Source organism: Saccharomonospora xinjiangensis XJ-54, assembly GCF_000258175.1.
In the GTDB taxonomy this organism is placed as follows: domain Bacteria; phylum Actinomycetota; class Actinomycetes; order Mycobacteriales; family Pseudonocardiaceae; genus Saccharomonospora; species Saccharomonospora xinjiangensis.
Window position 1 is genome coordinate 1,023,977 of sequence record NZ_JH636049.1, and the last position, 21,723, is coordinate 1,045,699.

General features: G+C 68.8%; 17 protein-coding genes. 2 read left to right on the forward strand and 15 right to left on the reverse strand.

The window, feature by feature from the left end; all coding sequences use genetic code 11:
• Positions 1-55: 55 nt before the first annotated feature.
• On the reverse strand, positions 56-472 hold the full coding sequence (locus tag SACXIDRAFT_RS04095; RefSeq protein WP_006237217.1) for a CBS domain-containing protein: 417 nt from the start codon (positions 470-472) through the stop codon (positions 56-58).
• Between the two features lie 157 nt (positions 473-629).
• On the opposite strand from SACXIDRAFT_RS04095, the gene SACXIDRAFT_RS04100 reads away from it, so the two are divergent.
• Positions 630-1,082, forward strand: a complete 453-nt coding sequence (locus SACXIDRAFT_RS04100; protein ID WP_040922037.1) for an anti-sigma factor antagonist — start codon at positions 630-632, stop codon at positions 1,080-1,082.
• Positions 1,083-1,235: 153 nt separating this feature from the next.
• Here the strand turns inward: SACXIDRAFT_RS04100 and SACXIDRAFT_RS04105 are convergent, their stop codons facing one another.
• Entirely contained in the window at positions 1,236-1,622 is a 387-nt protein-coding gene (locus SACXIDRAFT_RS04105) for a VOC family protein (RefSeq protein WP_006237219.1), read from the reverse strand.
• A 187-nt stretch (positions 1,623-1,809) separates the two neighbouring features.
• Here SACXIDRAFT_RS04105 and SACXIDRAFT_RS04110 point away from each other — a divergent pair, with 187 nt between their 5' ends.
• Positions 1,810-2,730, forward strand: a complete 921-nt coding sequence (locus tag SACXIDRAFT_RS04110) for a prenyltransferase/squalene oxidase repeat-containing protein (protein WP_006237220.1) — start codon at positions 1,810-1,812, stop codon at positions 2,728-2,730.
• Positions 2,731-2,856: 126 nt separating this feature from the next.
• On the opposite strand, the gene SACXIDRAFT_RS04115 is transcribed toward SACXIDRAFT_RS04110, so the two are convergent.
• From SACXIDRAFT_RS04115 to SACXIDRAFT_RS04175, 13 genes are all read right to left on the reverse strand, one after another.
• On the reverse strand, positions 2,857-3,720 hold the full coding sequence (locus SACXIDRAFT_RS04115) for a sugar phosphate isomerase/epimerase family protein (RefSeq protein WP_006237221.1): 864 nt from the start codon (positions 3,718-3,720) through the stop codon (positions 2,857-2,859).
• The gene (locus tag SACXIDRAFT_RS04120; protein ID WP_006237222.1) at positions 3,713-4,732 is read right to left on the reverse strand and encodes a sugar phosphate isomerase/epimerase family protein; all 1,020 of its coding nucleotides are present in this window, start codon (positions 4,730-4,732) and stop codon (positions 3,713-3,715) included. The genes SACXIDRAFT_RS04115 and SACXIDRAFT_RS04120 overlap by 8 nt, the downstream gene beginning before the upstream one ends.
• Positions 4,729-6,129, reverse strand: coding sequence for an alkaline phosphatase family protein (locus SACXIDRAFT_RS04125; RefSeq protein ID WP_006237223.1), 1,401 nt, complete (start codon positions 6,127-6,129; stop codon positions 4,729-4,731). Before SACXIDRAFT_RS04125 ends, SACXIDRAFT_RS04120 begins: the two co-directional genes overlap by 4 nt.
• Positions 6,126-7,220 carry a metabolite traffic protein EboE gene (gene eboE / locus SACXIDRAFT_RS04130; protein WP_006237224.1) on the reverse strand — a complete coding sequence of 365 codons (1,095 nt, stop codon included), beginning with the start codon at positions 7,218-7,220 and terminating at the stop codon, positions 6,126-6,128. Before eboE ends, SACXIDRAFT_RS04125 begins: the two co-directional genes overlap by 4 nt.
• 3 nt (positions 7,221-7,223) lie before the next feature.
• Complete coding sequence (locus tag SACXIDRAFT_RS04135) at positions 7,224-8,084, reverse strand: TatD family hydrolase (protein WP_006237225.1); 861 nt, start codon at positions 8,082-8,084, stop codon at positions 7,224-7,226.
• A complete protein-coding gene (locus SACXIDRAFT_RS04140) occupies positions 8,081-9,508 on the reverse strand; it encodes an EboA domain-containing protein (protein WP_006237226.1) in 1,428 nt (475 codons plus the stop codon). Before SACXIDRAFT_RS04140 ends, SACXIDRAFT_RS04135 begins: the two co-directional genes overlap by 4 nt.
• Entirely contained in the window at positions 9,505-10,377 is an 873-nt protein-coding gene (locus tag SACXIDRAFT_RS04145; protein WP_006237227.1) for an SCO3242 family prenyltransferase, read from the reverse strand. Before SACXIDRAFT_RS04145 ends, SACXIDRAFT_RS04140 begins: the two co-directional genes overlap by 4 nt.
• Positions 10,374-11,522 carry an inositol-3-phosphate synthase gene (locus SACXIDRAFT_RS04150; protein WP_006237228.1) on the reverse strand — a complete coding sequence of 383 codons (1,149 nt, stop codon included), beginning with the start codon at positions 11,520-11,522 and terminating at the stop codon, positions 10,374-10,376. The genes SACXIDRAFT_RS04145 and SACXIDRAFT_RS04150 overlap by 4 nt, the downstream gene beginning before the upstream one ends.
• 168 nt (positions 11,523-11,690) lie before the next feature.
• Positions 11,691-16,274 carry a ThuA domain-containing protein gene (locus SACXIDRAFT_RS04155; RefSeq protein ID WP_006237229.1) on the reverse strand — a complete coding sequence of 1,528 codons (4,584 nt, stop codon included), beginning with the start codon at positions 16,272-16,274 and terminating at the stop codon, positions 11,691-11,693.
• Positions 16,275-16,323: 49 nt separating this feature from the next.
• Positions 16,324-17,436: a Gfo/Idh/MocA family protein gene (locus SACXIDRAFT_RS04160; RefSeq protein ID WP_040922453.1), complete on the reverse strand. Its 1,113-nt coding sequence runs from the start codon at positions 17,434-17,436 to the stop codon at positions 16,324-16,326.
• 390 nt (positions 17,437-17,826) lie between these two features.
• Entirely contained in the window at positions 17,827-19,302 is a 1,476-nt protein-coding gene (locus tag SACXIDRAFT_RS04165; RefSeq protein ID WP_006237231.1) for an ArnT family glycosyltransferase, read from the reverse strand.
• Positions 19,303-19,566: 264 nt separating this feature from the next.
• Entirely contained in the window at positions 19,567-20,964 is a 1,398-nt protein-coding gene (gene lpdA, locus SACXIDRAFT_RS04170; RefSeq protein ID WP_006237232.1) for a dihydrolipoyl dehydrogenase, read from the reverse strand.
• A gap of 8 nt (positions 20,965-20,972) precedes the next feature.
• Complete coding sequence (locus SACXIDRAFT_RS04175) at positions 20,973-21,677, reverse strand: lysophospholipid acyltransferase family protein (RefSeq protein ID WP_050986906.1); 705 nt, start codon at positions 21,675-21,677, stop codon at positions 20,973-20,975.
• Positions 21,678-21,723: the final 46 nt, after the last annotated feature.

Genomic DNA, 21,723 nt, shown 5'->3' on the forward strand with positions numbered 1-21,723 from the left:
AACTAGCCGGTGACTAACTCGGACGAGTTACGAAGAAAATTTCAGTTTCACCCGATCAGTCACGTGAGATGTTCTCCACCGTGTTGCCGACTTCACCTTCCGGCAGTTTCCTGGCGACGTCCGCCTGCGACACGATGCCGACCAGTTCCTCGCCTTCCATCACGGGAAGCCGCCGCACCTGGTGGTTCGACATCTCCCGCAGCGCGTCCCTCACATCGTCGTCGGGACCGACCGAGTAGACGACTCCCTGCGCGAGCTCCCCGACGTGCAGTGCGGCCGGGTCCTTGCCCTCTGCCAGGACCTTCACCACGATGTCCCGGTCGGTGAGCATGCCCTTGAAATGGTGATCTTCTCCACGGATCGGCAGAGCCCCGATATCGTGGCTCGCCATCGTGCGAGCCGCCCGCGACACCGTTTCACTCGTCTCCGCGTAGGTGGGGTCTGCCGTCATGATGTCTCGAACACGGGTCATCGAAAGTCACTCCTTGTATCGCGAATTCCTCCGATTAGGGAGTGCCCACCGAATCCTGCCTTTGCACATTGCGCCGTCCGGGCTAGTCTTTGTGCAGTCGGGCGTTGAGCAGGCAGCGGCCAGACATAGGCCAGACGTAGTTTCGACCTATCGGTTGATGGACACCGCTGGAGGTGCCGTGTCCGAATTGGCAATACCCACTTCACTGTTGGGCCTAACCACCGAATGTCACGGAGCAGGAGTCGTCGTCACGGTGAGTGGTGAGATCGACCTCAGCACGAGGGGCGAGCTCGCCGAGCACCTCGACGGTGCGCTCGACGTGGTGTCTCCGCCCCAGCCACTCGTCGTCGATCTCACCGAGGTCACGTTCCTCGGCTCGGCCGGGCTGGCACTGCTGCTCGACACGCAGGACACCGCCGTCCGCGAGGGAGTCACGCTCCGCGTGGTCGCCACCCAGCGTGCCGTGCGGAGACCTATCGAGGCCGTCGGGCTTTCCGACGTGCTGCCGTTGCACCCGACGGTGGCATCCGCGCTGGCCGACGTCCCCGTACCTCGGCGAGGTGACGAGCTCGTGGACTTCCCGTTGAGGGCAGACCCGGCAATACGGTGAACGGACTCGGGCGCGCTCCTCGCCGTTGACGCGAGGAACGCGCCCCTGTCTGTGTCATCAACTCTTGGCGTGCTCCCGGCGAGGTAGCGACCGCGTGGGCTCGAAGGCGGACCCACGATCCCGGTGAGGCAGACGACGCGGGTCCAGAAGCGATCAGGGGCAGCGGTCGGCGAGGACACAGAACTCGTTGCCCTCGGGATCGGCGAGGACGACCCAGCTCTCGTCACCCTGGCCGACATCGGCGCGCCGGGCACCCAGGGCGAGCAGGCGGCGGACCTCCTCGTCCTGTCCTCTGTCTGCCGGGCTGAGGTCGAGATGGAGCCTGTTCTTGACAGTCTTGCCCTCGGGAACCTCGGCGAACGTCAACATCGGTGGCACAGGGCTGGGCCCGCTCCCGCCGCGAGCATCCGGACGAGGGCCGATCGTCACGGTGCCGTCGTCCTCGTCCTGCACCTCGTAATCGAGGACCGCGCACCAGAAGCGGGCGAGCGCGGCAGGATCGGCGCAGTCGATCCCGAGTTCGGTGAACTTGCTGACCATCTGGGAAAACCTCCGGTCCAGGAGACAATCCGCCGAAGACCGACGGTGCGGACACTGTAGCTGTGACAAGCCATGACAAGCCGTGACGAACCACGGCACGCTCGGCGGCGAGTGCCGGACACCCCGATTCGGCGTCGTGGACCGAGTCCGACTCCGACGACTCACATCCACTCGAACGTGTGTTCGAATGGGTGATACGGTTGCTGTCGTGACCGACACCTCGACCCTCACAGCGGCGGCAACCTTCCTGACCGCCAACGCCCGATTGCTCGACCAGCACCGGTATCGGCTGCTCACGGGGAACTCCGACCCCGAGGCGACGTTGTCCGCGCTCGCCGCCTACCGCAACCCCGACGGAGGGTACGGACACGGCCTCGAACCGGACCTGCGCTCCCCCGAGAGCCAGCCAGCCGCCGCGCTGCATGCGCTTGAGGTACTGGCGGAGCTCGGGCCGGTCACCAGCTCGCAGGCAGGGCAACTCTGTGACTGGCTGCTGACGGCGAGCTTGCCCGACGGCGGCTTGCCATTCGCGCTGCCGATCACCACTCCGGAGAGCTGCGCGCCGTTCTGGGTCCAGGCTGATCCGACGACGTCGTCACTCCAGATCACCGCCGTCGTAACCCTGCACGCTCACCGCGTCGCCGTCCACGACCGCGCTGTCGCTGACCATCCCTGGCTGGCGCGCGCCACCGAGTTCTGTGTGTCGGCCATCCGTGCCCTCCGTGAGGAAGACCGCACTCCCCACGCCATCGAATTGGCCTTCGCGGTGCGGTTCGCCGACGTCCTGAGTGCCAGGCATCCCGAGATCGCCCGTGACCTGTTCGACGTGCTGGGCGCGTTTGTGCCTGCCGACGGCACTGTGCATGTCCAGGGCGGTGCCGAGGATGAGTACATGCGACCGCTCGACTTCGCACCGGCGCCCGGGTCCGCGCAACAGCTGCTGTCCCCTGAGGCGATCGAGGCCGACCTGGAGCGACTGCGTTCGGGGCAGGCCGACGACGGTGGCTGGACGGTCGATTTCGTCAGCTACTCCCCCGCCGCCGCGCTGGAGTGGCGTGGCTACGCCACGGTGGGCGCGCTGCGGACGTTGATCGCGTACGACGGCTGACGCCTTCCCCGTGAGGCCCTGACCGGGGGCCTCACGGGGAGAGCGAGACGCTGTCAGACACCAGGACGTTGCCGATGTCGCGTCCGCACCCTGGCGGGGGCGGCGTCGCGAACCGCGAGTGTCGCGTCAGAACCGAAGGTTCGCCAGGTACTCGTAGCCGACCTTCGCGGTGTTCAGCGCATCGGTGGGAGCGTCGTGTTCGACGATGTACTGCTTCATCGGCCCTGCCCACGTCCTGCGGAACAGGTCCGGGAAGTCGATCGTGCCCGTCCCCAGGTCGGCGAAGCTGCCGTCCGATGCTCTGTCCTTGACGTGGAACTGCAACACCCTGCCGAAGCGGCGGTGATACTCCTCCACCGGGTCGGCACCACCCGCGACGACCCAGTACAGGTCGTACTCGAAGTGCACGGTGCGGGGGTCGGTGTGCTCGGCGATCACGTCGATCGGCCGGACGCCGTCAACGAGGGCGTACTCGTGGGCGTGGTTGTGGTAGCCGTAGGCGATCCCGGCCTTGTGGAACGCCGCCGCAGCCTCGTCGAGCCGCCCCGCGAAAGCTCTCCAGTCGTCGGCGGTCGGAAAGTTCGCCCACGCGCAGGCCGCCTTCCGGTACCCGAGAATCCGGGCGTCCTCGATCAGCCGGTTCACGTCGGCACCGTCGAAGGAGACGTGGGCCGACGTCGCGCTGAGGTGATACCGGTCGAGGATGGCCCTGAACTCGGTCGCGGACCGGCCGTAGGTGCCTGCCAGCTCGACGGTGCGGTAGCCGATGTCGGCCAGCGCCTCCAAGGTGCCCTCCAGGTCTGCCTGCAAAAGGTTGCGGAGGGTGTAGAGCTGGATGCTGATCATCTGCCTGGGAACCCGCCTCGTCGGCGGCCCCCAGGTGGCGGTGGCGTGCGCGGTACCGCCCAGCGCTCCGGCGAGCCCCACCGCCGCAGCCGCACCGGCCGCGGTGCGGAACATCGCTCGACGGGACAGTCTCTCGTCACTCATGGCCTCGGTTCCTCTCCGTGCTGAACGCGGCGTCGAAGGCCGCCTCCGGCTTGTCGAACACCCTGCTGCGGATGTAGGTCACCGCTTCGGCGGCACCCCGCAGGCGATCCATGCCCGCGTCCTCCCACTCGACCGAGATCGGCCCGGTGTAGCCGATGGCGTTGAGCGCACGGAACGCGCTCTCCCAGTCAACGTCGCCGTGCCCTGTGGACACGAAGTCCCAGCCCCGGCGCGGGTCGCCCCACGGAAGGTGGGAGCCGAGCCTGCCGCCCCTGCCGTCGAACCGCTTCTTCGTGTCCTTGCAGTCCACGTGATAGATGCGGTCAGCGAAGTCGATGATGAAACCCACCGGATCGAGGTCCTGCCACACGAAATGCGAAGGGTCCCAGTTCAGGCCGAACGCGGGCCGGTTGTCCACTGCCTTGAGCGCCAGCGTGGTCGTCCAGTAGTCGTAGGCGATCTCACTGGGGTGCACCTCGTGGGCGAACCGCACGCCGACCTCGTCGAAGACGTCGAGGATCGGGTTCCACCTGCGCGCGAAGTCGGCGTAGCCGTCCTCGATCACCTCCGCGGGCACCGGCGGGAACATCGCGACGTACTTCCAGATCTTCGACCCGGTGAAGCCGACGACGGTGTCCACGCCGAGTTTCGCGGCGGCCCTCGCCGTGTCGGCCATCTCGGTGGCCGCGCGCTGCCGCACCCCCTCGGGTTCGCCGTCGCCCCAGATCCGGGAAGGGAGGATGTTGCGGTGCCGCTCGTCGATCGGGTCGTCACACACCGCCTGCCCGACGAGATGGTTGGAGATCGCCCATACCTTGAGCCCGTAGGAATCCAGCAACGCGAGCCGGTTCGCGACGTAGTCCTTTTCAGACAGTGCTCGATCGACCTCGAAGTGGTCGCCGGAGCATGCGATCTCCAGCCCGTCGTAGCCCCACTGTGAGGCGAGGCGGCAGACCTCCTCGAACGGCAGGTCGGCCCATTGGCCCGTGAACAGGGTCACCGGTCGGCTCATTGGCGTGCTCCCTCTCGGATTCCGTGCAGTTGCAGGAGAAGGTGACGTACATCCGTGGCGGCCATCCGCCCGCTCGACTCGACGGCGGACGGCATCTCGGGGTCGGAGCAGATCAGCATCGGCCCGTGCTCGGCCGAATCCGGTAACCGCCCGTGCGATCCGCGCACCCACCTCGGGTCGGTGGGCACCACGTTCATCGCGTAGCGCAGCCCGGCTTTCTTGCGCACGAGGTTGAGCCCCGCCCTGGCCTTGGCGAAACGGTCGGCCGGATCGAAGAACAACTCGGCCGGGTCGTAGCCGGGTTTGCGGTGGATCTCGACGCCGCGCGCGAAGTCGGGCGCACGATCGTCGTCGAGCCAGTAGTAGTAGGTGAACCATGCCCTTGGCTCTGCCACCACCACGAACTCGCCCGCCCGAGGGTGGCCCAGCCCGTATCGCGACTGGGCCTCACGATCGAGCACCTCATCCACCCCGGTGAGGCCCTCGACGATCGAGCGCACCCTGGGCAGGTCGGCGTCGTCGGCGACGTAGACGTGGGCGACCTGGTGGTCGGCCACGGCGAACGCCCTCGAAGTCCACGGGTCCAGGTACTCCATGCCGTCCTGGGTGTAGACCTCCAGCAGCCCTTCCCTGCGCAGTGCCCTGTTGATGTCCACGGGCGTGTCCACTGAGGTGATGCCGTACTCGGACAGCGCGACCACCGTGGTGCCCGCGCGGCGCGCGTCGGCGAGCAGCGGGGCCAGCGCGGCATCGACCTCCCGCGCGGCCTTCACCGCCTGCGGTGAGCCGGGGCCGTACCGCTGGAGGTCGTAGTCGAGGTGCGGGACGTAGGCCATCAGCAGGTCGGGGTTGTCGGTGCGCAGGATGCGCCGGGTGGCCGCCACGATCCACTTCGTCGAGGTGATCGACGCCGTCGGGCCCCAGTACTGGAACAGCGGGAACGGGCCGAGGTCCGCGGTGAGTGCGTCGTGCAGGTGCGGTGGGCGCACGTAGCAGTCGGGCGATTTGCGGCCGTCGGCGTGGTAGACGGGGCGTGGGGTGACCGTGATATCGGTGGTCATGCCCATCGCGTACCACCAGCACACGTTCGCGGCGGTGTAGCCGGGATGCTCCGCCCTCGCGGTCTCCCACACCTTCGGCCCCCGCACGAGCCTGTTGTGCTGCCGCCACAGGTGGATCTCGCCGAGGTCGCGGAAGTACCAGCCGTTGCCGACGATCCCGTGTTCGGCAGGCATCGTCCCGGTGAGCAGGGTCGATTGCACGCTGCACGTGACGGCGGGCAGCACGGTACCCAGCTCGGCGCGCCAGCCCTCCTCGGCGAGCCCCGACAGGTTCGGCATGTGCGGCAGCAGTGCGGGCGTCATACCGACCACGTCGAGCAGGAGCAGTTTCTTCATGCGGCTACCTCCGTGTGCGCCCAGCGCAGTTCGTCGGCGATTCCCGCGGCGAGATCGATGTCGCCGGAGGCAGGCAGGACCGTCCACGTGTAGGTCTCGACCTCGATGTGGGGAACGGGCCGCCCGGTGTCGGCCAGGGCGGCCACGGCACCGGTGAGCACGTCCGTGGTCGAGGCCAGCGGCGACCGTGGGCCGGCGTGCAGGGGAACGTGGAAGTGCACGCGCCACGGCCCGGCACCCGGCAGATCGGCCAGCGCGGCGTCGAGGTCGTCGGCCGCGAGCACCTCGCCGCTCGGCGACAATTCCCGTACCTGGTGCAGGTACCGGGGTTCGCAGAACTCGGCGAGCGCGGCGCGAGCCTCCCGCGCTGCCGGGTTCTCGACATGCAGGGCAGCCGATGCCTGCACCTTCACGATGTCGAGCCCGGCGTCGTGGACGCGGCGGATCTCCTCGGCGGGGTCGGCGAACGACACGGCGAGATGACAGGTGTCAAGGCACAACCCGACATGGGCCGGATCGACGCGGCCTGCCAGCCACGACACCGCGTCGGCCACCGTGTCGAGCACACACCCTGGCTCGGGTTCCACGGCGAGCCGCAGTGGCCTGCCGTCCGAGAGTTCACGCGCGTGAGCTGTGATCTCGGTGAAGGCCGCCGTCGCGCGGTCGTCGTCGGCAGGAGTCCACGGCTCACGCCAGGCCAGCGGCAGTGTCGAGATGCTTCCGTACCGCGCGTCCTCGTGCAGGAGACCGGCCAGCACCGTGAGACAGTCGCGCGTGTAACGCAGCCTGCGCTCGTCGGTCCACGTCGGGACGTACACGGCGTGCTTGACGACGGTGTCGTGGAAACCCCCGTAGGGGAAGGCGTTGAGGGTCTGCACCGCGAGTCCTCGTGCCTTCAGTTCGGCGGCGAAGCGCCTCAGGGCGGCTGGGTCGGCGGCCAGCCCTGCGGCCACGGTCGAGGCCAGCCACAGCCCCACTCCGAGGAGATCGGCACCGAGCCGCTCCCTCACCGGCACGGCGTAGGTGTCGAGCGCGGCGACGAGGTCGTCCAGATTGTCGGCGGCATGGACGTTCGTGCAGTAGGAGAGCACGGCTCACTTCCTCGCGCCGCGCAGGATCGAGTTGCCCTCGAACGTGCCGGACTCCGAGGTGACCGGCAGCTGTTCGATCATCAGTTTGCCGCTCTGCCCGTAGAAGGCGACGGGGTTGTCCCACAACACAGCGTCCACATCAGACTCGGTGAACCCGGCTTCGAGCATGGTCTTCCCGGTGCGGTAGGTCGTCAGCGGGTCCGAACGTCCCCAGTCGGCCGCCGAGTTCACGAGCATCCGGTCGGTGCCGTACTCCTTGAGGATGGCGACCATGCGGTGTTCGTCCATCTTCGTGTCGGGGTAAATCGAGAAGCCCATCCAGCATCCCGCGTCGGCCACGAGCCCGACGGTGACCTCGTTGAGGTGGTCAACCACCACCCGGGCCGGGTCGATGCCCGACTCCGCGACGACGTCGAGGGTGCGCCGTGTGCCCGCGAGCTTGTCGCGGTGCGGCGTGTGGACGAGCACGGGAAGGTCGTGCTCGATCGCGAGCCCGAGCTGATACGTGAACGCCTTCTCCTCGGCGTCGGTCATCGAGTCATAGCCGACCTCGCCGACGGCCACCACGCCGTCCTTGGCGAGGTAGCGCGGCAGGACGTCGAGCACACCGGCGCAGCGGGGATCGTTCGCCTCCTTCGGGTTGAGCGCGATGGTGCAGTGGTGGCGGATACCGAACTGCGCCGCTCTGAACCGCTCCCATCCGATCAGCCCGTCGAAGTAGTCGGTGAACGACCCGACGTTCGTGCGGGGCTGCCCGAGCCAGAAAGCGGGTTCGACCAGTGCCCGTACTCCGGCGGCGCGCATCTTCTCGTAGTCGTCGGTGGTCCGCGACGTCATGTGGATGTGCGGGTCGAAGATCTTCATCGGCTGACCTCCTCGTCACAGGTGGCGCCGGAGGCCAGGATCGCCTCGGCGTCGGCAGGCACGGTGCGTCCCGCCGCCTTCCGCTCGGCCACGTAGTCGGCGACCATGCGGCGCAACTCGGCGTCGCCGCGCCGGTCGAGTCCGGCGACGGCCGCGGTCGGAACCCCGGTGAACAGGCACTTCAACACCCCGTGCCGCCAACTGTGGTCATCGAGATGGTCGGCCGCGAACTCCCCGAGCGCTGCGGCCACGAGCCCGGTGTCGTTGGCCCGTAGCGCGTCGGCCACCATCCGCTGCCCCGCCTCGACGACGCGGGGCTCGTCCGGCAGGACGTGGAGGTTGCGCAACACACCCCGGCGCTCGGCGCCGTCGCCGTAGCGGTATAGCTCTTCCACTTCCTTCACGAGCGCGTCGGTGTCCAGCGCCGAGGCCAGCGCGGCGAGCAAGCGGCCCCGCGCGCGGTCGTCGGCGGTGCCGTGGACGAGCCCTTCCGGGTCCACGCCGGGGCGGAGCGCGGCGCGTCCCACTCTCCGGCCTGCCGAGGGGAAGAGCACGCGGATGCGCTCCGGTTCGGCACGGATCGCCGATTCCGCGTCCACCACCCAGTCGGCCGAGGCCAATGCCGCTCTCGCCCTGCGGGCGACGTCGGGGGCGGCGTGGCTGTGCCGGGGCAGCTCGACCGCCGCGAGTCCCCGGTAACCCACCTCGGCCAGCGCCGCGAGCGTGTCGGCCAGGTCGAGCCGTCCCTCGCCGAATTCGAGATGCTCGTGCACGCCGGGGAGCATGTCGTCGAGCTGGACGTTGAACAGCAGCGGCCCGGCCTCGCGCACACACTCCGCCGCGCTGACCGGTTCGACGGCGACGCAGTGCCCGACGTCGAGTGTGATGCCGAGCCGGTCAACCTCGCCCAGTTCCGCACGAAGCCGCAGTGCCTGATCGAGGTGCTGCACGTAGTGGCCTGGTTCGGGTTCGAGCGCGAACCGGGCGTTCGTGTTCTCCAGCACGGCCGAGACCCCCGACAGCAGGCGTTGCCACGCCGTCTCTTCGTCCACTGCGGAGTCGGCGACCCCCGACCAGAACGACACGCATTCCGCGCCGAGATCGTCGGCGATCTCGGCCGCTCTGCGAAGGAAGTCGATCCGGGGACCCGGTTCGCCGGACAGCAGTGTCGGCTGGTGCTTGCGCCACGGGTCGAGCAGGAACCGTGCCCCTGTCTCGACCACCACACCGAGCCCCAGCTCCGACAACCGCCTCGCGACCCGCGCGGTCTGGGCGACCACGTCGTCGGCGAAGGGATCGAGGTGCGCGTGGTCCAGTGTCAGCGCCACGCCCGAATAGCCGAGATCGGCGATGACGGCCAGCGCGTCGTCGAGCCGGTGATTGGCGAAACCGTTGGTGCCGTAGCCGAATCGCAGTGTGCTCACGTGGGGCTCACCTTTCTCGCGAGTCTCCTGGCCAGCGGAAGGGCGGTGATCAGCACGGTCGCGGCGCGCACCGCTCCGTGCCGGGCGGCGATGGTGGCTTGCAGCGGAACCATGCCGTGGATTCCGGCACCGGTGGCGGCCCGCACCCGCTGGGCCGAGGGCTTTCGCAGGGCCGCGTACTGGGCGCCGCCGACGGAGGCCGCGTACGTGGCCGAGAACAACGCCGTCGCCGCACGGCGCGGCCCGCCGCCGGCCTGGCCTTCGCCACCCCGCTTGGGCACCGTGGTGGCGACGGACACAGCCGTGACGGTGGCGGTCAGCGCGCCTCCTGCCACGCGCCGATCGGCGCCGTGCACCTCCCCCGCCGACAACGCGGTGACGCCGAGCGTGTGCACACCGAGTGCTCCGGCCGCCGCGACAGCGGCCCTCTCCCTTCCCGACGCGCCGAGGAGCACGTCCAGTGCCCGGCACGCCGCCATGCCGACCGGCCCGAGAACCGTGCCCTTGACCCTCGTGTCGTAGGCCCACAGGCACGCCGCCAGCGGCACCGAGGTGCGCCACGCGCGGGCTCCGCCTCCGATCCGGGCCAGCGCGAGTCCCGCGCCGGTGAGGGCGATCCCCGTGCTCAGCGCTGCCCTCGCGCTCACCCTGCCCGAGGGGATCGGCCGTTCGGGCCGCTCGACCGCGTCGAGATCGCGGTCGGCCCAGTCGTTGAGCGCCATTCCGGCCCAGTAGAACGCCACCGACGCCAGCGGAAGCAGCCGCCTGCGGCCCCGCAGCGGGACGTTCGCGGCGGCGGCACCGGCCACCGTGTCACCCACCACGCTCAGCGCAGCGGGGGCCCTGACCAGTTCGGCGTACGCGTTCACAGGGCGGCCGCCCAGCGCACGAGTTCGGAGAACTGCTCGGCGAGGCGGTGTTCGGCCGTGCCGACCGGGTCCTTGAAGAAGAACGCCAGCGACGCCAGCGGGCCTTCCTGTCCTGCGGCGTGAGCGGCGGCCGTGAAGCGGGCCAGGTCGAGCACCAGCGGCGCGGCGAGCGACGAATCGTAGCCGGTCCAGGTGAACTGCATGCTCATGCGCGTTCCGAGGAAACCCTCGAACGACACGTGGTCCCACGCGATCTTCTGCTCGCCGAGGTCGGGAACGTTGTCGATGTGCAGGGGTGCCGTGACCTCGCCGCCGAGCAACGTCGCCAATCCTCGGCCCTTGGACGCGAGCTTGCTGCCTGCGTGCTCGGCGTCGGCCAGCGTCATCCCGTCACCTCCGCCGAGCAGGTTGGTACCCGCCCACGAGCGCACGGCGAGGCCACGCGTGGTGAACATGGGCGCGAGCGTGCTGCGCACCAGGGTTTCGCCGGTCTTGCCGTCCGATCCCGCGTACGGCAGGCGCCGCTGCCGTGCCAGCTCTTCCAGCGCGGGCAGCCGGACCCCTCTCGACGGCGTGAAATCGACGAAGGGGCAGCCCGCCCGCAGCGCCGCGTAGGCCGCGACCGAACTCGGCGGCAGCACCGTCCTGCCTGGCACGGCCATGGCCGCCTCCAGCGCGGCGAGGTCGTCGTGTTCGGGCAGCGCGGGAAACACTGGCTCCGTCGAGGACACGTTGACCACCACGACCCTGGCGAGGTCGTACTGTCGCGCGAACGCGGTGATGTCGGCCGCGAGCTTCTGTGCCGCTTCGGCTTGCGTTCCCGCGTGCGTCGCCGGGTGGTAGCCGTACCGGATCTGGGATTCCACATCGGACAGAGCGGGCCGCACGGCCTCGACGACCCGGTGCGGGATCACGCCCGACTCGGCGAGCAGTTCGGCCCGCTTGTCGAGGCTTGTGTCAACGATGTCGTGGCCACCGACGTGCAGCTCGTCCCACTCCGGCAGCCCGGCGTCGGCGAACTCCCGCAGCGCGCTGACACATCCGGCTGGAGCGGCGATACCGGACCGCAACGCGAACAGACCCGTGATCGCCGTGGTCGCGACCGAACCCCGGGCACCGATCAACCACAACCCTGTGGGCGCCATGCTGCACACCTCAGTTTCCTCGTCCTCGTTCGCGGCGGGCCTCGCGCCGCCCTGCCCTGCCTGCCTTGCCCTGTCCCGTCACGCTCCCCCGGCGTCCGCCGTGCGATGTATCCCTGGAGACTCCCCGGTGGGCGCCCGCCGCGCCGCACGCACCCACCGGGGAGACGATCACGACACGCCGGGCAACGGCGCGCTGCCATCGAGATCGCCGATCAGGGCTCGCCCGTCCCGCACCAGCACCTCCCTCACGGCGCTGTCCGGGACGCGCTCGGCCGTCTGGACGAACGACTCCAGAGCACGCAGTGCCTGCCGGTGACGGTCGCGGTCGAGTGCGAGGTCGGCCTGCGCCAGATCCGCCAGCAGCCTGACCTTCCCCGCCCGCGACAGCCGGTCGTCGCCCGCGAACCGGTACACCAGCGCCCGCGCGTCGTCGATCGACGTCGTCGAAACGAAGGTCAGCGTGTGCTCGGCGGTGTTGCCCGCCCTGTCCGTGGCCTCCACGGTGATCGTGTGCTCGCCGAGGTCCAGCGTGTGCAGCGGCACCGTGGTGCTCGGCTCCAGTTCCGCACCGTCGAGCCGAGCCGAGGCCGACGAGATACCGGACGTGGCATCGCGTGCCTGCCAGGACACGGCGAGGTCCTCCGCATCGCCGTAGACGACGCCGTCGGCGACCCCGCTGACAAGAACGACCGGGGCGGTCCCGTCGATCGCGACGGTGACGGCCTTGTCGGTCTCGACGTTGCCTGCCCTGTCCACGGCGCGGTAGAGCATCGTGTGCTCACCGTCGCCGCTGATCACGACCGGCTCGGTGTAGGGCGTCCAGTCACCGCCGTCGAGGCTGTACTCGATGCGCTCGACGCCGGAGCCGGAATCCGTTGCCGTCAGCGTCACCCCGACCGCTCCCGCGTGCCATCCTCCGGCACCGGGTTCGGCGAACGACGCCTCCGTGACGGGGGCCGTGGTGTCCAGTTCCTTGATCTGAACGTCACGGAACGACACGTCGTCACCGTCGCCGTGGTTCTGAAGCCCCACGAAACCCGTAGTCAGATCGCGTCCAGGATCGGTGCTGACGAACTCGTTGATCAGCGTTCCGTTGAGATACACCGTGATCGTCTGATCGCGGACCACGATCTCGTAGGAGTTCCATTCGCCGGGAGGGTTGAGCGCGGCGTCCCGTGCCGCCAGATCGGCCGACTGGAACCCGTAGATCGCGCCGGTGGTCTTCTCCGGGGCGTCCGTGGCGTCGATCTGGATCTCGTAGCCCTGGTTCACCGCGATCCACGGGTCGTCGCCAGGGTCGGGGAACCCGACGAACACACCGGAGTTGTCGTCACCGGCCATCTTCCAGTCGAGCTTGAGGCTGTAGGAGCCGAACTCCTCGCCGAACCACAGCAGCCCCATGCCGCCGACCGAGGAGATGGTGCAGTTCTCACCGAGTTCGAACGAGCCGGGACCGGCCTGATGCCAGCCTGCGAGCGAGGAGGCGGTGCCGTCGAACAGCATCCGGTAGCCCTCCTCTGGCTGTGCGGGCTCGCAGTCGGCAGGCGGGGTACCGGGTTGGGCGACGCCGTCTCCGGCGACGTGGAGAGCGTCCACGTCGAACAATCCTCCACCGGCCTGGCCGCGGAAGACCAGGAACAGCGGCCCCCTCTCACCCGGATCGGTGACAGCGATCGGACCGATCTCCGTGTAGTTGTCGTACCCGCCGGTGTTGGGCACCTCCACCGTGTGCACCACGGGGCCGTCGGCCGCGCCGATCCTCGCCTCGATCGTGCCGCCCGCACCGCCGGAGGAGACCCGGTAGGTGATGCCGTCCACGCCGCCGAGGTCGGCGGGTTCGAGCTTGATCCAGTCGCCGTCGTCGATGTAGCCGACCCGCTTGCCGCCACTGGCGCCGCCCGCGTTCACGACCTGCACGCCGCTCAACTCGGTGAAGTACTCGGCCTGCTTGGTCTTCGGCTGGAGCACGACCTCGTCGGAGCCCTCCAGCGCGGGCACATCACCGGAACCCGTGTCGGTGTAGCGCGCGTTGAGGACGCCGAAGATGTTCGCGTCGAGTCCGTGGCCCTCGTCGGCCGGAGTCTCGATGACGCCCTCGCACCCGGTCGCCCTCGACAGCGGGTGGCCGTGGTTGTCGTGGCCGAGGATGTACTCGACCGTGACCTTCGAGCAGTCGATCTCGCCGTCCTCGGCGTCCGTGACGCTCACCGTGAACGGCACGGTGTCGCCGAAGCCGAAGAACCCGCCGTCGGCCGGTGTTTCGAGTGTGACGACCGGAGCGGTGTTGCCCACGGTCACCACAACACCGGCGCTCCCGGTCAGTCCGGTGCTGTCGGTCACCGACAGCTTGGCGCTGTACTGGCCCTTCTCGGTGTAGGTGTGGGTCACGGGACCCGCATCGGTCGCGTCGGTCTGGCCGTCGCCGTCAAAGTCCCAGGCGTAGGCCAGCTCGTCGCCGTCGGCATCCGTCGTGCCGGAGGGGTCGAACGTGACCCGAAGCGGCGCCGGACCCGACGTCACGTCGGCCGACAGCGACACCTGCGGCGTGCGGTTGCCCAACGTGTAATCGATGCGGTAGACCGCCGAGTCCGGTGCGCCACCGAAGTAGCCGCTGCCGTAGTCCAGCACGTACAGCGAACCTTCGGGACCGAACTCGATGTTCATCGGCCTTCGCAGCTGCATCGAGTCGAAGAACGGCTCGATGGCGCCACGTTCACCGTTCTCGCCGACCTCGATCGTCTTGATCCACCCTCGGTCCCATTCGTAGGCGAAGTTCTTGCCGTCGTAGAACTCAGGGAACTTCGTGGCCGAGTCCAGGCCGGGGTCGAAGTGATAGACCGGACCGCCCATGGGCGACTCGCCGCCCGTGCCGAACTCCGGAACCGACCCGCCGTCGTACGGAATCCACGCGGGCTGCGCGGGCGGCAGTTCGGTGAGGCCCGTGTTGTGCGGGCTGTCGTTGACCGGCGCGGAGCAGTCGAACGCCTCACCGGAGGTTCCGCTCGCGAAGTCGTAGTCGCGGTACGGCTGGTTGTCTCCCACGCAGTAGGGCCAGCCGTAGTTGCCCGGCCCCTTCACGAGGTTGAACTCCACAGTGCCTGCCGGACCCCGGTCGGGGTTCGCCGATCCCGCGTCCGGCCCGTAGTCACCGACGTACAGCCAGCCGGTCTCGCGGTCCACGGCGAACCGGAACGGATTGCGGAAACCCATCGCGTAGATCTCAGGGCGGGTCTTCTCCGTTCCGGGCTCGAACAGGTTGCCCTCGGGGATCGTGTAGCCGCCGTCCTCGCTCACCGTGATCCGCAGGATCTTGCCGCGCAGATCGTCGGTGTTGCCCGCACTGCGCTGAGCGTCGAACGCGGGATTGCGGTCGGAGCGCTCGTCGATCGGTGTGTACCCATCCGAGGCGAACGGGTTCGTGTCGTCCCCTGTGGACAGCAAGAGGTTGCCATCGGCGTCGAAGTCGATCTCCCCACCGGCGTGGCAGCAAATGCCCCTGTCGGCAGGCACCTGGAGAATCCGCTGTTCACTGGCCAGATCGAGTGTGCCGGAGTCGGTGAGCTTGAAGCGCGACAGCTGGTTGTGCCCCGCGTACGGCGCGAAGTCCTCTGGCGTCCCGTTCTCCGGGGCGTCCCCGGACGGCGTGTCCAGCGGGGGCGCGTAGTAGAGGTAGACCCAGCGGTTGGTCTCGAAGTCCGGATCGACGGCGATGCCCTGGAGCCCGTCCTCGTCGTGGTTGTAGACGTCGAGGTTCGCCGCGACGCTCGTGTTGCCGTCGGGCGTGGTCAGGAAGACGCGGCCGTCGCGAGAGGTGTGGAGCACCCTGCGGTCCGGCAGCACAGCCAGCGCGATGGGCTCACCCGTGACGGCCTCGCCCTTGGCCAGGGTGATCTGGTCGAAGTCGCCGTCGGCCGGAGGTTCGGCGCCGGGGTCCTCGGAGGTGGAGCAGTCGGCGTCGGCGAGCCCCGCCGCGTACCGGATGCCGCCCGCGAGGTGGGACAGGAATTCGGGTTCGCCGTAGGACTCGGCGGTGTGGCCGCCTCCGGTGTACCAGGCTCGGCCGCCGCTGTTCTCGTGGCACCAGGCGATCGGGTGGTCGTCACCCATCGCCCCGGAGCCGGGGTCATAGCTTTCCTCGTCGAGCGAGGCCAGCACGTGCACGTCCTGCCTCGGATTCTCGCGGTAGTTGTACCACTCGTCGGTACGCGTCCACTGGTACGGAAGGTCCGCTGTGGACGGATGCTGGCGGTCCTCGACGTTGACGACCGCTTCCTGGATGCGCGGGTGGGAGTCGAACCAGGCGCCCACCAGATCGCCGTACCAGGGCCAGTCGTACTCGGTGTCCGACGCGGCATGCACACCCACATAGCCGCCGCCCGCCTCCACGTAACGCTCGAAGGCGGCCTGTTGTTCGGAGTTCAGGACGTCGCCGGTGGTGGAAAGCCACACGACGGCGTCGTAACCGGCGAGGTTGTCGTCGGTGAAGACCGAGGCGTCCTCCGTGGCGTCCACGGAGAAGTGGTGCTCGGCCCCCAACTCCTCGATGGCCGCGATCCCCGCCGGAATCGAGTCGTGCCGGAAACCCGCGGTCTTGGAGAAGACGAGAACGCTGGCTTCCTCGTGCTGGACTTGTCGCTGGTCGGCGGCCGCGGTGAAGCCACCGAGCCCCGTGCTCAACGCCAGCGCCGCGACCCCGGCCTTCCAGCCGCGTCGTGACGCCCCGCTCACCCTGGTACTACTGCCTCGTCGCACTGGTACCTACTCCTCGTCGCCAACGGGGGGGGACCTTCTCGGTCCTCGGCTACACCGTGATGTACGTCGATCCGTTCTCCGCGCTCCGCTCGACCGCCTCCAGCACCCGCTGCACGCGCAGGCCGTCGGCGAAACCGGGCTCAGGTGGTGTGCCCGCCTCGATCGCGACGAGCAGATCCGCGATCTCGTGCGTGAAGGTGTGCTCGTAGCCGAGCACATGCCCCGGCGGCCACCAGGCACCGGCGTAGGGATGAGTGGGTTCGGTGACGACGATCCGGCGGAAACCTCCGGTCTCCGGCGGCTCCTGCCCGTCGTGGAACCACAGCTCGTTCATCGATTCCAGGTCGAACGCGAGGCTGCCCCTCGATCCGTTGATCTCGATCCGCAACGCGTTCTTACGGCCCAGCGCGTACCGGGTGGCCTCGAAGGTGCCCACCGCGCCGGACGAGAACCGCGCGGTGAACACCGCGCAGTCATCCACCGTGACGTTTTCGGTGCCACCGGCGCCCTGAGAAGGCCGCTGCCGTACGAACGTCTCGGTCAGCCCGGACACGCCCGTGATCGTCTGACCCGACACGTACTGCGTGGCGTCGATGATGTGCGCGCCGATGTCGCCGAGCGCGCCGGAACCGGCCTGTTCCTTCCGCAACCGCCACGTCATCGGCGACTCGGCGTCGGAAAGCCAGTCCTGAAGGTACGCCGCCCGCACGTGGCGCAGTTCCCCCATCCTGCCTTCGGCCACCAGCCTCCGCGCCAGCGCGAGCGCGGGCACCCTCCGGTAGTTGAACGCCACCATCGAGAACACGCCGCGCTGACGAGCCCGCTCGGCGGCCTCGACCATGCGCTCGGCCTCGTCCACCGTGTTCGCCAGCGGCTTCTCGCACAGCACGTGCTTGCCTGCCTCAAGCGCCGCGATGGCGATCTCGGCATGCGTGTCGCCGGGCGTGCAGATGTCCACGAGGTCCACGTCGTCGCGTTCCACGAGCGCCCGCCAGTCGGTGGCCGACTCTGCCCAGCCCATGCGCTCGGCCGCCTGTGCCGTGCGTTCGGGGTCTCGGCCGCCGAGCACCACCATCCTCGGGGTGCGCGGCACGTCGAAGAACCGGGCGACACTGCGCCACGCATGCGAATGCACGGCGCCCATGAAGGCGTGGCCCACCATGGCGACCCCGAGTGAGGGCCGCCTGCCGTCGTTGCTGCTTGCCTGTTCAGTCACGAGTCGAAACCCAACGTCAGATTCGCTTTTCCTTGGTGACCACCGCCGGCTCGCCGAAGGTTCGGCCTGCGGAGCGGGTTCGGCCTGCCCGGCCACACTCGCGTGCCCTCCCGACCGGGAAGGCGGGTGGTCGGCGCCGAGGGGTTGTGGTCTGGTCCACGCGTGGTGAGCCGGGGCTGGGTGCTCACTTCGCCGCTTGTCGCGTGCAGACTTAAATCCATTTCAGCCCCACTTTCTCCGCTGGCATGCAAAAGTAGGGCTGCGTCGTGTCGCCGTCAAGCGGCCAGGTGGGCCATCAGGGGATGATCCGCGCCGAAACGGTGCGTGACCAGGGCGTCACCACTTGAAGGTCATGTGCCGGAAGGAGGGCCACAACTCGGCCCACGTCGCCCCGCGCTCCTCGCACAACCAGATGGGAGCACCCTGGTTGTCGTTGTTGACCTCGTGCCCGTTGTCCACGGTGCCGATCAGCCGCACCCTGCCGAAGTACTCTTCAAGGCGGTCGCGGCTCCCACCGACGAACAGGGTGAGCGGAGCGTCCTCCGGCGGCGAGCCGAAATACCAGTAGCCGCGCCCGCCGCTGTGAGCCTCGGGAAGACCGGGCTCGAACTTCTCGATCGCCGCCGCCTGCCAGTAGGTCTCCGTGACGATCGTGGTCGCCGCCCGCTGCTCCTGCGGCAGCGCGGCGTATGCCGACGCCACGCTCTCAGCGACCTGCGGCCAGCCGAACTCCTCCAGCTCCATGTTCATCGGATCGTACGGCTGCCCCGCGTACGCCGAGATCGGCTTCACCGGCAGCCAGCTCACGGCCACCAGCGCCGACACCGCGTAGGCCAGTGCCACAGCGGGCCGCCACCGCGACGTGAGCACCCTGTCGAGTTCAACGGCCGACGCCGCGAAGCACAGGGCGAACATGCCGCCGACGTAGTACGGCCGCCCCGAGGACGCCCAGAACACCGCCGTCACACCGAGCACGGTCAGCCCGAGGAACCGGTACGCGCGCAGCCTCGGCGACCGCAGCAACCACCACACGCCGAGCACCACGAGCACCGCTCCCACGCCGTACCCGGCCTGTTCCAGTGCCATCGGCAGGAATGTGACGCGCCCACCCGCGTACGACACCTCACCGGCGACGATGCGGTTCATCTCCAGCTGCGGCCAGCCGTTGGCCGCCTGCCACACCAGGGTCGGCACGCACGCGGCCGCCGCCACCGCACCGCCTGCCCACAGTAACGGCCGCCTCACGAGGTCCCTCGGCCCGAGCAGCAACGCGGACACCACGACGACGGCCCAGAACACGGGAATCAGGAACTTCACCTGAAGATCGATCGCGGTCACGAGTGCCGCCGCGAACAGCACGCGATCGTCGCGCACCCGCACCCAGCGGACCACGAGCCAGACGACGACCGTCCACAGGAAAGCGTCCACCATGTGGGTGGCGAGAATGTGCCCGGCACCGGCGAGCAGGAACGGCGAGCACGCATAAGCACCCGCAGCCATGACCTGAGCCCGTGTCCCACCCCCGAGTTCGCGGGCCGTCAGCCCGGCCACGACGATGCCCGCGCCGGTGAACAGCACCGCGGGCAGGCGGAACGCCAGCACGGAGTCGGGGAACAGACTGTCCATCAGCAGCGCCAGAAGCGGCAGCAGCGGAGGCTGATCGGCATAACCCCAGTCGAGATGCCGCCCGGCGGCGATGAAGTACAACTCGTCACCGTGATAGCCGTACCGGTTGCCGAATGCCAGCAGCACCACCATCGCGGCGCCGGCCACGAGACACACCGGGAGCCGGGCGAAGTGCGGGACGGCCATAGACGAGAACCTTAGGGGAAGGAACCACACGGATCAGTAGTGATCTTTACCCACCCATGCGTTGCCGTGACTAGCCCGTTCGGACGTTCATGGTGCTCCGTGTGGACACCGGACTCCGATCGCCGCCGCTCTCGGACCGCGACGATCGGACGCGAGGCGACGGTCGGCACGAGGACACGACGATCACGGTGCCGTCAGGCAGGGGCCAGGCCGTGGCATGACGGTGCCCCGCGGCGGCGTGAACCACCGCAGGGCACCACTCCATCACATGTTGATCATGTGTCCCGCGAGACCGTGGACGGCTTCCTTCACGGCCTCACCCAGGGTCGGATGCGCGTGCACGTTGCGCGCCACCTCGTGCACCGTCAGGTCCCACTGCTGCGCCAGCGTCAGTTCGGGCAGCAACTCCGTGACATCGGGGCCGATGAGGTGCCCGCCCAGCAGCTCGCCGTACTTGGCGTCGCTGACCAGCTTCACGAACCCGACCGGGTCGGCAAGGCCGTGCGCCTTGCCGTTGGCGGTGAACGGGAACTTGGCCACCTTTACGTCGTAGCCCTCGGCGCGGGCCTGCTCCTCGGTGAGACCGAAACTCGCCACCTGCGGCTGGCAGTAGGTCGCCCTCGGGATCATGCGGTAGTCCAGTTCCATGGTCTCCACGTCGGCGATCGTCTCCGCCGCCACGATGCCCATCGACTCCGCCGCGTGGGCGAGCATCAGCTTGGCCGTCACGTCACCGATGGCGAAGATGTGCGGCACGCTCGTCCGGCAGCGGCCGTCCACATCGATCGCGCCACGCTCGGTGAGCGCCACGCCGGTGTTCTCGAGGCCGTAACCCTCCACATTGGGCGCGAAGCCCATGGCCTGCAACACCTTGTCGGCTTCGAGCACCTGCTGCTGACCGTCCTTGGAGACGGTGACCCGCACCTTCGCGCCCGACTCGTCGATGGACTCGACGCGCGTGGACGTGAGCACCTCGATGCCCAGCCTGCGGTAGCGCCTCGCCAGCTCGGCCGACACCTCCTCGTCCTCGGCAGGCACCATGCGGTCCATGAACTCCACGATGGTGACCTTGACGCCGTAGTTGTGGAGCACGTAGCCGAACTCGACACCGATGGCGCCCGCGCCGCAGATGACGATGCTCTCGGGCAGGTCGGACGACAGGATCTGCTCCTCGTAGGTGACGACCCTGTCGGTGACGGAGGTTCCTGGCAGCAACTTCGGGGAGGCGCCTGCGGCGATGATGCAGTGATCGAACGTCACGGTCTCCACACCGTTGGCGGTGGTGACCTCGATGGACTTGTCACCCGTGAACGTCCCGCGACCGTTGAACTGCGTGATCGCGTTCTTCTTCATCAGGTAGTGGATGCCCTTGACGCGGCCGTCGGCCACCTTCCGGCTGCGCTGGTGGGCAGCGGAGTAGTCGAACGTCACCTCGCCATCGACCTTGATGCCGAACGTGCGCGCCTCGTGGGTGAACAGGTGGGCCAGCTCGGCGTTGCGCAGCAGCGCCTTCGACGGAATGCACCCGACGTTGAGGCACACCCCGCCCCAGTAGCGTTCCTCGATGACGGCGGTGTCGAACCCGAGCTGGGCCGCGCGGACGGCGGCGGTGTAACCACCGGGGCCCGCACCCAGCACCACAACGTCGAAGTGTTCGCTCATGGCCGCGATTATGCCCCCACCGCTTCGGCCGGTGGGGTCCGCCCGCGCACGTCCGCCAGCAGGCTTGTGATCGCCGCCATGATGCGTTCCGTCGCCTCCCTCAGCTCGCTGGCGCTCGGCCGCTCACTCAGCAGATCCGACAGCTCGACGGCGGGACCGGCCACCACGTGCAGAGTCGGCCTCGGGCGCACTCTCGGTAGCTTGCTGGTCACCGGCAGCAGCTCGTGGGTGCCCCAGCACGCCACGGGAACCACCGGTGTCCCCGTGGTCAGGGCCATTCGCGCGAGTCCCGTTTTTCCCCTGGTAGGCCAGCCGTCCGCCCTGTCGGTGAACCCGCCTTCGGGGAACACCACGACGCACTCCCCCGCACGGACCGAGGCCACGCCGTCACGGAATGCGTGCAGGGCGCTGGCCTTACCCCTGTGCACGGGGATGTGCCGCCCGGACGCCATCACCCGCCGCACAACGGGTGTCTCCCACAATTCGGCCTTGGCGAAGAACCTCGGCACCCGCCCCGCGGCCAGTGTGAACAACGTCACCGCGATCGGATCGGCGAAGGAGAGATGGTTGGCCGCCACGAGCACTCCGCCCCGCCGGGGCACGTTGTGGTGTCCTTCGAGCCGCCACCGGGTCGCGAGCGCCAAGAGCGGCGCGATGACCTCGATGGCGAGACCGAACCAGAAACCCCTGTCGCGACGGGGAAACCGGCGGATGAGCGTGAGCGGATGTGGACGGCGACGCCGTTCGCCGGGTCCTGCG